The organism is Halobellus sp. EA9, assembly GCF_051195055.1.
In the GTDB taxonomy this organism is placed as follows: Archaea; Halobacteriota; Halobacteria; order Halobacteriales; family Haloferacaceae; genus Haloquadratum; species Haloquadratum rubicundus.
The window spans coordinates 1-8,759 of record NZ_JBNTJW010000029.1 but is presented as its reverse complement, the minus strand read 5'-3'; the positions used below and the strand labels follow the sequence as shown (position 1 = coordinate 8,759).

Annotated in this window: 7 protein-coding genes and 9 tRNA genes; 2 read left to right on the top strand and 14 right to left on the bottom strand. The window is 58.6% G+C overall.

What is annotated here, in order from left to right:
- The first annotated feature begins 334 nt into the window (after window positions 1-334).
- Window positions 335-1,654, top strand: coding sequence for an RNA-guided endonuclease InsQ/TnpB family protein (locus ACQUQ0_RS17390; protein ID WP_435186990.1), 1,320 nt, complete (start codon window positions 335-337; stop codon window positions 1,652-1,654).
- Window positions 1,655-1,763: 109 nt separating this feature from the next.
- Here ACQUQ0_RS17390 and ACQUQ0_RS17385 read toward each other — a convergent pair whose 3' ends face one another.
- From ACQUQ0_RS17385 to ACQUQ0_RS17320, 14 genes are all read right to left on the bottom strand, one after another.
- On the bottom strand, window positions 1,764-2,087 hold the full coding sequence (locus ACQUQ0_RS17385) for a hypothetical protein (protein ID WP_144263436.1): 324 nt from the start codon (window positions 2,085-2,087) through the stop codon (window positions 1,764-1,766).
- A gap of 204 nt (window positions 2,088-2,291) precedes the next feature.
- A complete protein-coding gene (locus tag ACQUQ0_RS17380; RefSeq protein WP_435186989.1) occupies window positions 2,292-2,966 on the bottom strand; it encodes a MarR family transcriptional regulator in 675 nt (224 codons plus the stop codon).
- A 71-nt stretch (window positions 2,967-3,037) separates the two neighbouring features.
- A complete protein-coding gene (locus tag ACQUQ0_RS17375; RefSeq protein WP_435186987.1) occupies window positions 3,038-3,331 on the bottom strand; it encodes a hypothetical protein in 294 nt (97 codons plus the stop codon).
- 59 nt (window positions 3,332-3,390) lie between these two features.
- Window positions 3,391-3,463, bottom strand: a tRNA-Gly gene (locus ACQUQ0_RS17370).
- A gap of 27 nt (window positions 3,464-3,490) precedes the next feature.
- A complete protein-coding gene (locus ACQUQ0_RS17365) occupies window positions 3,491-5,020 on the bottom strand; it encodes a TROVE domain-containing protein (RefSeq protein ID WP_435186985.1) in 1,530 nt (509 codons plus the stop codon).
- Between the two features lie 113 nt (window positions 5,021-5,133).
- A tRNA-Arg gene (locus tag ACQUQ0_RS17360) sits at window positions 5,134-5,208 on the bottom strand.
- 426 nt (window positions 5,209-5,634) lie between these two features.
- Window positions 5,635-5,710: transfer RNA gene (locus tag ACQUQ0_RS17355), tRNA-Glu, on the bottom strand.
- Between the two features lie 44 nt (window positions 5,711-5,754).
- Entirely contained in the window at window positions 5,755-6,159 is a 405-nt protein-coding gene (locus ACQUQ0_RS17350) for a hypothetical protein (protein WP_435186984.1), read from the bottom strand.
- A gap of 12 nt (window positions 6,160-6,171) precedes the next feature.
- Window positions 6,172-6,242: transfer RNA gene (locus tag ACQUQ0_RS17345), tRNA-Met, on the bottom strand.
- 103 nt (window positions 6,243-6,345) lie between these two features.
- Window positions 6,346-6,418, bottom strand: a tRNA-Glu gene (locus tag ACQUQ0_RS17340).
- Between the two features lie 191 nt (window positions 6,419-6,609).
- Window positions 6,610-6,696: transfer RNA gene (locus ACQUQ0_RS17335), tRNA-Ser, on the bottom strand.
- 4 nt (window positions 6,697-6,700) lie between these two features.
- Window positions 6,701-6,773 (bottom strand) — tRNA-Pro (locus tag ACQUQ0_RS17330).
- A gap of 249 nt (window positions 6,774-7,022) precedes the next feature.
- A tRNA-Asp gene (locus ACQUQ0_RS17325) sits at window positions 7,023-7,096 on the bottom strand.
- A gap of 3 nt (window positions 7,097-7,099) precedes the next feature.
- Window positions 7,100-7,175, bottom strand: a tRNA-Gln gene (locus tag ACQUQ0_RS17320).
- Between the two features lie 724 nt (window positions 7,176-7,899).
- Here ACQUQ0_RS17320 and ACQUQ0_RS17315 point away from each other — a divergent pair.
- Window positions 7,900-8,520: a hypothetical protein gene (locus ACQUQ0_RS17315; RefSeq protein ID WP_435186982.1), complete on the top strand. Its 621-nt coding sequence runs from the start codon at window positions 7,900-7,902 to the stop codon at window positions 8,518-8,520.
- Window positions 8,521-8,759 lie beyond the last annotated feature (239 nt).

The window sequence follows — 8,759 nt, the reverse complement described above, 5'->3', positions numbered from 1 at the left end:
ACAGGTTCGCGGCTCGACGCTCCGAGACGAACGTCTTGACTGGGAACATCGTTCGTCGGGTGACGCGGTCGCGTCACCCTTGCCCGCTGTGACTTCCAGCTACTGCTGAGATCTGACCAACAATCGTTTACCCAAGAGCGTTCTCCTCATTACTTTCATCTAATTGCGAGAGGGATGTCCCGTTCTCGAGAAAGAACGGAGCGACCAATGGGAGCGAGTAGCGCAGTAGGCCGCGAGGGAGTTGATAACACCTCAAGCCAATACGGGCAATATCGATCCAACTCCTGTACGAGCCCAACGCTGATAAAGAAATAATTCAAAATGTGAAATGGAGATGGAGGTCATTCGCACCGTCAAGGTCAAGCTCGATGTGCCTGAGCAGCGACGGGACGCCCTCCATCAAACCGCTGATCAGTTCCGCTACTGTGCTAACCAAACCAGTGAATGGGCGTGGCGAGACTCCTCAAACGAATACTGCGTCACCAGCAAAGCGAAAGCCGAAGACGCTCTCTACGACCGTCTTCGAGAAGAAACCGACCTAACGGCCAATCTCGTCCAGAAGGGGATTCGGCGTGCTGTCGAGGCAGTAAAAAGCGGTGTCAAAGCGTGGGAGCGCGGCGATCGTACCAGCCAACCACACTTCGACTCGTGGAGCGTCGTCTACGACAAGCGAAGTGCAACCTTCTACCGCGACCACGTGTCCCTCTCAACCGTTGATGGACGCGTCGAATGTGAATACGTCCTCCCCGACAACACGGATGGAACGCCGATTGGTGACTACCTGCTGAACGAGGACTTCGAGTTCCGCATGTCCACGCTTCAGTACGACCGTTTTGAAGACGTGTTCTACCTCCACGCCCGTATGAAACGCACCATAGCAGATAACGAAGAAAAGCGTTCAAGTTCGGACACGCACAGCGAGAACCTGACGGTTCTCGGCGTGGACTTGAACGTTGACGGGTACTTCGCCGTCACAAGCACTGGCGCGTTTATTGAATCAGCGGACTACCTCAACCACCGTCGGCGTGAGTTTGAGAAGACACGGGGAAGCCTCCAAGATACAGGCACCCGCTCGGCGCACCTGACCGTCCAACAGATGAGCGACCGCGAACACCGTTGGATACAGGATGTACTCCACTCTGTTGCGAACGACATCCTCCGCGAAGCCCGTCGGGTGGACGCGACTCACGTCGCGTTCGAGAACCTGACGGGTATTCGCGACCGAATGGCGGACGCCAGGCGATTCCACGCGTGGGCGTTCCGCCAACTCTACGAGTACGTCGAGTACAAAGGCGAAGCTGAAGGTGTGGCTGTCGAACAAGTGAGTCCTGCGTACACGAGTCAGCGGTGTTCGAAGTGCGGATGTACGCTGGAGGAGAACCGGCCGTCGAAACATAAATTCTGCTGTCAAAAGTGCGGGTACGAACTCAACGCCGACTACAACGCGAGCAAGAACATCGCTCGCAAGCTTGCTAAGCGTCTCCACTCGGAGCAGACGTCTCCGAGTGGAGGAGCCACCTATCAACTGGCTCTAACGTCGGGGATGCTGAACCTGAACGGCGATTTCCACGCCTCCGACCGTGTGTCGGCAGAAGGGGAGTCCACCGACAAACCCCTCCCTCAACGAGCGAGGTCGTCAGACCAAGCGAAGTAGGGTAGGGTAGTTGATTCTGGACGAGGGGTGTGTCCACCCCCTTTTCAAGTGCACCAGAATCAAATAGCACACGGGGTGTGGGAAATCGATAATCGGATGTATTGACCCCTCATTCGTCCGGATTGACTGGCCCTTTATATTTGGACGTGACCTTGTCCCCCTCTCTCCACTGCCAGTAGTAGTAGCGGTTGTCGTTGATCTCCTTGATCGTGATCGTTGCCTTCGACGGGACCTCGTCCGGAAGATCATCGGGTCGGTCGTCGATCTCGTCGTCCTCCGACTCCTCCTCGAGGCGGGCCTCGCGAGCTTTGTGCTCAGCTAGCTCTTCAGCGTAGCGGGCAACGTGCTGGAGCTGCTCAGAAGAGGACTCGTTGAGCGTATTGACGAGGTCTGTCGGGAGTTCCGCCGGCGGCGTCGGTGGCTCGTAGGACATCAGCGGTCGCCTCGTGTTAACCAACAAAGTGCGTATCGGCATAGATTTGTTGGTTAATCAGATATCGTCCCTTCGCGGGCTGAAGAGTATGAATATCAAACTATTCAAAAATAGCAACCCGGGAACGCTGTCGATGTCAAACCAACGGCAATCAATTAAACCTCACCGTGGAGGAGGTCGATAATTCAATTGCTGCTGTGAAACTCACGAGCATTCTCTTTCTGACTCACGGTAGGAAACGTCGAGATCGAGATCGTCGTATATGCGATCGAGCATAGCGAGTGCTGACTGAAACGTCGCATAATGCTTCCGCATGAATTCTATCGTCTCGCGCCGAGAGATGACTGGATATCCTTCGACGTGGTCGGGGTTGAGCACCGAACGCTCGTTGAAGACGACTTGGAGAGGACCTTCAAACGATTCCTCCGGTTGTCGCTCAAATCCTGTTGGGATTCCAAACCGTTCGAAAAAACGCTGCCAGGCGTCGATATCCTTCTCAAGGACGGCAAGAAAGAGCGGGTAGTCTCCGGGCTCGCGACCAACCTGATAGCCCCCTTGGGTCCACACGTAGACGGCGTCCACCTGTGTAAAGGCGAAGGGCCAGTCACCGAACTGTGGGAGTACGTACGCCTCTTCGATGGACGGTGGATTCACGGCGGCATTCGTGGCCAGCAGGTCTCGTGCCGCCTTACGGACGCGATCGTCGGTCACGAACAGTCCATCATCATATCGAAGATACCCTGCATCCTCTAGTTGATTGACTGCTTGTCGAACCGTTTCGTAGGGGGTGTGGAGATGTTGGGCTACCGTTCGGATCGAATCTCCAGGATTGACTGTGAGCAACACTCTAACAGCAGTCTCATCAAACGGTTCGTACATCCAATAATTACCAATATTATGGTAACAATCAAATAGATTACTACACTTTCGGCTATACCGTTCTGAACGGCCTATGCAATCCGTCTGACTGACTCAAGTCCCGAGACACCAGCCAGTCTGTCTCTGACCTCGTCCTCGCCAATCGCCGTAGCCCACCGGACCGTAATTTCGACGGTAATGAGTGTGGCCGACAGCTGTGGCTCGATACTATCCAATTCGTCAATCGTGACGTCATCGATAGTTTCGGGCCGCGAGAGACGCTTCTCAGCGTCAGTGACGAGGTCCCCATCCGCGCCGCAGGGGATTCGAATCGTCACGACTGCAATTGTCGTCGATTCTGGGTCGGTGGTATTGGATACTGCCATACTATCATCTCCGTTGAGGCGCGTCTCACGGGCCAGATGTTCGACAACTGTACTCCGAATGCGCGAGGGGCGGTTCGAACGCCCGTCTCGGACGTGGCACGACCGCGTGTTTCCGAACTCTACCACTCGCGCATCCTCAAACAAAAAATACGGACAGGGCTAGGTCGGCTCGAACGCCTCGATTTCATCGATGATCTGCTTCGGATTCTCGGCGTGTTCGATGAACGAGAGGACGTTCTCCGACCATCCCGAGATGTTGTAGACGTTCTCGTAGCCTTCTGGCGTCACCAGGTCTCCGTAGGCCGCGAGATCGACGAGATACAGCGCGGTGTCCGCAGACACCGCGTCTCGATACGCATCGAACGCGTCCTTGACCGTCTGGGAATCGCGGGCCGTGAACGGCGTGTTGTCCCAGATCTGCATATCGGTGAAGACGACGATGCGTTCGACGGGCTCACCTCGCTCGCGGAGGTAATCGATTGCCTTCCAGCCGTTCGTCGAGTTCCCGACGTCCTCGTCGATCGCCAACACCGCTGCTTGGCGCTGCAGGACTGGCGTGTCGACGTGCATCGGAACGGTCTGGAAGTCGTCGCCGAACCCGCCGACGTCAGCACCTTGGTCGGCCAGGATCGAACCGAACAACGCACCGATCTCCTTCAGTCGGAGCGTGCTGTTCGCGGACAGCGGCTGATCCATCGACCCTGACAGGTCGACCGCGACAAAGGTATCGCCGAATCCGCCAGGCACCGTCTCGACCGCGACATCAATTGCATCTTCGAGCCACTGCTCGACCGTCGGTGCCTGGACGTCCGCGTCTTGCAGCGCGGTGTAGGCCTGGTAGTACCGGAACGGGTACAGCGGCGCGTGTCGGACTGCCTCCAGGTCGAGGTGATCCACGACGGTGTCCTCCGGAACGCCGGCTTCGAGCATATTCCGGAGGTTCCGGATCGACGCGAAGATGGGCAGCGTGTACTCGTCGTCCTCGATGAGCAGTTCCCAGGCGGCTTGGGTGTTGCCGCGCTCGGAAATAACCGTCTCCCACGTGTTCGGCGCCGGCAACGGGTCGACGTCGGGATAATCGTCGAGGCCACCACGCATGAACCGCTCGAAGAGCGCTTCCTGCTCAGCGTCGACGGGCGTGGGGTGGACGCGGTTGAAGACGTCGTGCAGCGTCACCTCGCGCCGCGACAGCTCGTACTTGCCCAGCGTGTAGGCGTCGGCCATCTCCACCAGCGCGTCCTCGATCCCGCGTCGAAGCGGCCACGGCGCAGTCCCGCCGAACAGCTGATCGTGGACCGCGAGCGCGGTGGCCGTCTCGTCCATCCGCTGGATGATCGCCGGCGCCCATTCGCGGATGAGCGACTCGGGGGAGTCGTCCTTGAATCGGTCGTCGTTGGCTGCCAGCACGAGCAGGACCTGGGGGATGTCCCGCAGGTAGAGTTCCTGACGCGCGTACGCAGCGAGCTTCAGGACGAACTCCGGGTCCTCGTTTGCGGCGGCATCGAACTGGCGAACGACAGCAGCGAGCTGTTCGTCATCGGTCTCGTAGAACGAGCCCTCCAGCAGCTGGTTGATCGTGCGCTTGTACAGTGCGAGTCGGGGGTCGGCAGGCTCGAACGCTTCCCCACCTTCGTAGTTGGTGGTCCGCGTTGCCTCCGCGACCGTTTGTTTTGGCGTGTTGAATTCCATCCTATCACCCGGAGCCGCAACAGGCGACTCCGATCGCGGCTGCCCACACGCTCTGTGAGCAACGAGTCTCGGGAGCGAAACTTCCCGACCCAGCCTCGCATCGCTCGGCTGGACGTTCCCGGCACGATTCGAACGTGCGACACCCGGCTTCGAAGGCCGGTGCTCTGTCCTGACTGAGCTACGGGAACACGAGTGGCCGAACAATTTCTGGAGCGAACGACGGGATTCGACCCCGTCGAGTGCCATCGACGTAGCGCTCCAGATCGACGGCCACTGGCGACACGGCGACCGGAAAACTGTCGGAGCGGAACCGGTGTCGAGCGTCCTCTCGTACGCTCTTTGTCCGGGATGTTCTCGATGGACTGCGCCACCGACAGGATTTGAACCTGCGAGTACCTGGCGAAGCAACGCTCCGACTCGACGGTCGCCACGTGCGGTCGGGCAACCGGTGGTGCGACGGGCTATGACTCCCGTTGGTGTGCTTTGCGGGCGAAGAAACGCACCACCTGGACGACCACACGCTTGGGGAAAGCCGACCGTGACAGCGTCACGGATCCGTGGCTGCCCGCTATGTCAGACACGGAAAAAACGCTGTCAGGGCCAGCCTCCCCGAGTGCTCCCGAGGGGAATCGAACCCCCGACCTCCAGTTTGAAAAACTGGCGTCTCTCGCCAACGGAGACTCCGGGAGCGCTGTAGGGACGAAATCAAGCACCGAGGTGTGGGCACGCACGGGTCACTGCAGCCGTTCGAAGCCCTCGAGTTGCCCGTGCGTGAACGTCACTTGATACGTGACGAGTGTATCGAGATTCTCGAAGGAGTGTTTGAGCTTGAAACGGCCGTGGTAGTCGTCTCGTTCGATCCAGCCGTCGTGGACTCGGTTCCGACAGCCGGCCATGTAGAGGAGATCTTCCTCGTCGACGTCGTCACGGCTCGCGTATGGCCGGTCTTCCGGCGGGACCGCTTCGGTGTGCCACTCCTCTTCGAGGAGCCGACCGTCCGCCGTAATCCGAAATGTGGTCATAGTCGGTCGATCGATGCCTTTCGTTTGCCAGTCGACGTCCTCGGCAGGAGCAATCCCTTCGGGGTACTCCGGTAGATGGACGCCGTCGTAGAGTTCGACTGTATCGAATAGTCCCATTGTTGTCCTCCATTGCGGGACCAGGAGTCGAACCTGGACCTCGGGGATATGAGCCCCGTGGACTGCCATTATCCCATCCCGCAGCACACAATTCGGAACTCACTCATGGGCATCTCTCAGTTCTCTACAGCTGTCCGTCCCTCAGTCCCGTCGGCTGGAAGTGAGAGGTCTCGGACTGTTGGAGAATGCTCCAGCCCGGACTCGAACCGGGGGCTCGGCCGTGAGAGGGCCGTGAGTTTGGCCGCTACTCCACTGGAGCGGGTTGGCCTCGTCTGGAACGGATCGTCCGCCAGTGGATGGATGGCGGTCACCTCGTTCCGTGGAAGTATGCGCCGTCCTCGGTGACGCAGATTTTCACGCTTCCAATCGTGTCGATGGACGTTGTTTCACCGAGCGGGACGTGACGGAACGCTTCCTCCTCGCAGGTAGGGCAGACATTCGTTGTCATGACGCCGCGACCCGGATTCGAACCGGGAGACCGATAGCAGACGGCCACGGCATAGCAGGCCGCTGGGTTCCCCAATACCCAGTCACGGCACAGTGAGCCGACGAGGATTCGAACCTCGGTCCTGTGCGCCCAAGGCACAGATCGTCGTCCGCTGGACCATCGGCTCACGGGACTGCCGAGCGTTCGGCAGCTGATTATCTATCTGTACGATTTTCCAACTGCGCAACCGCGACCGAGTAGTCGTGGTTGCGCGTCTCATTGCGGGGGCGTACTTCGGGTGTTCCCGGGAATACCACACCGGCTCATGTAGGTTGCAGACCCTGCTGGGCCCAGCATCGTCGGAACGATCCAGCTGACCGCACCAACGGGCTGCCTACCTCGATGGGTATCCCCACGTGGCCACGCCACGCATCCACGCCGACGCCGGGATTTGAACCCGGATCACGGCCGTGACAGGACCGTATGCTCGCCGGATTACACCACGTCGGCATGTCGCCCCGGCCGGAATCGAACCGGCGACCTCCGGATTCAAAGTCCGGCGTCCCTCGCCAGCGGAGACTCCGGGGCTCGACGTAGCCGCAGCTCTCGCTGCGGGGCTGTTGGCTAACGACTTTCGTACGCTCAGCGCGGACGAAGTCCGCTCGCTCCTGTATCGAACGAACGGAAACCAATCAGCCGCGAGCCTGGCACCCCGCACTCGCATCAGGCTGTGTCCTGAGCGAGTACTGGGCACAGGCAGGCGGCAATCCCGTGTTCCCCGACCCGTGACGGGTAGTCCGTATGGGGGCCGAGTTATGCGGGTGAGAGTGTCCGGACGTCGCCGGATTGCGTCGAACTCTCGTATTCGAAGTCGACGTGGATCCGGCGGTTTGCGCCCGGGCTCTTCGCACGCTGATCTTGTAGGCACTCGCCGAACACGGGACCCGCGGCTAAGCGAGAACGAGCACGCCGCGGGGTGAGGCGAGTGATGATCATCGTGTTGAACTCTCTCGATTTGAGGGGTGTATCGGACGTCAGCCTGGAATATCGTGGCAATTGTATTAAAATTAGTTAGGGTGTGTTACCCACAGGCACGGCAGTCACACTTCAACAAGCGGTTGCACACGATGTTTATTGCTCTAATATCGGCTGTCGTCGATAGCCGGACGCTGGCCGGTGTTCTCGGTTGGACCCACAGAAACTATTTACACCAACCTGCTCTCTGTGGCGATAGATGAGTGGCCGATCGCCGGTCCGGTGCTAGCCGGGAGCCCAGTCACACGGCGTGACTGACGGTTCTCGGTTAGATACCAATGACCGAGAATACCGACTCAAACGAATCTCAGAAGCCAGGGAGTGCACACAGCGGGTGTTCCAACCACACCGAACAGCGATCATCCACTGGATGCCAGGGTAGTGGTGCTTCCCCGCCGTGCGATGCGTGTGATACCACCCAGTCCGACAAACTCCACGAAGTCTCTCTTGGTGAGCGGGCGTATGATGTGTGTGGAGATTGCCTCCAGCTCCTCGTTGACGACGTCGAGGAGTACCACTGGTGGGATCGCCTGACTGAAGCGCACTACAATCGCGCTGCGGAGTTTCTCCGCTCCCTCGATGCAGTCTGGTGCGTCAAGGATCAGGCGTACGCTGGCGGGGAACTGTGGGTCCACACGCCCTATTGTGACGCTGCCGTCGTCAGAGATGTGTGTGACCACTTTGGGTTCCAGATTCGCTGGTTTAGCGTTGTCTACCCCGTTGACGATGGCTTCGAGTGCGTCTCAGAGCATGGGCCCTGTATCGAGATCAACCTCACGTTTACAGCCCAGCGTTCGGATCCACTCCCGATTGAATACGACATTCAGAATGACGTGACGTACCACGAGATCGAGTGGCTCGATGAGTATCGGCGCCTGTTCACGTCACCTCTCGAGTAGTTTGACTCGCAGATCGAATTGTCTCTCCGAAATACGTTTGTGCAAACGCCTCACCATTTGACGACCCACACTGAGCGTCCGGTATCTGTATTCCATCCTCACCGATATAGTTATAAACACATCGGTGGAATTGGAATATATGAGAGAAGCGGAGCTACGGGTAATCGACTGTTTGCGGGATCAGTCCTACTCTGTTGGCGAATTAGCCGATGCCATCGATAAAAGTCAGAGCTGGACGT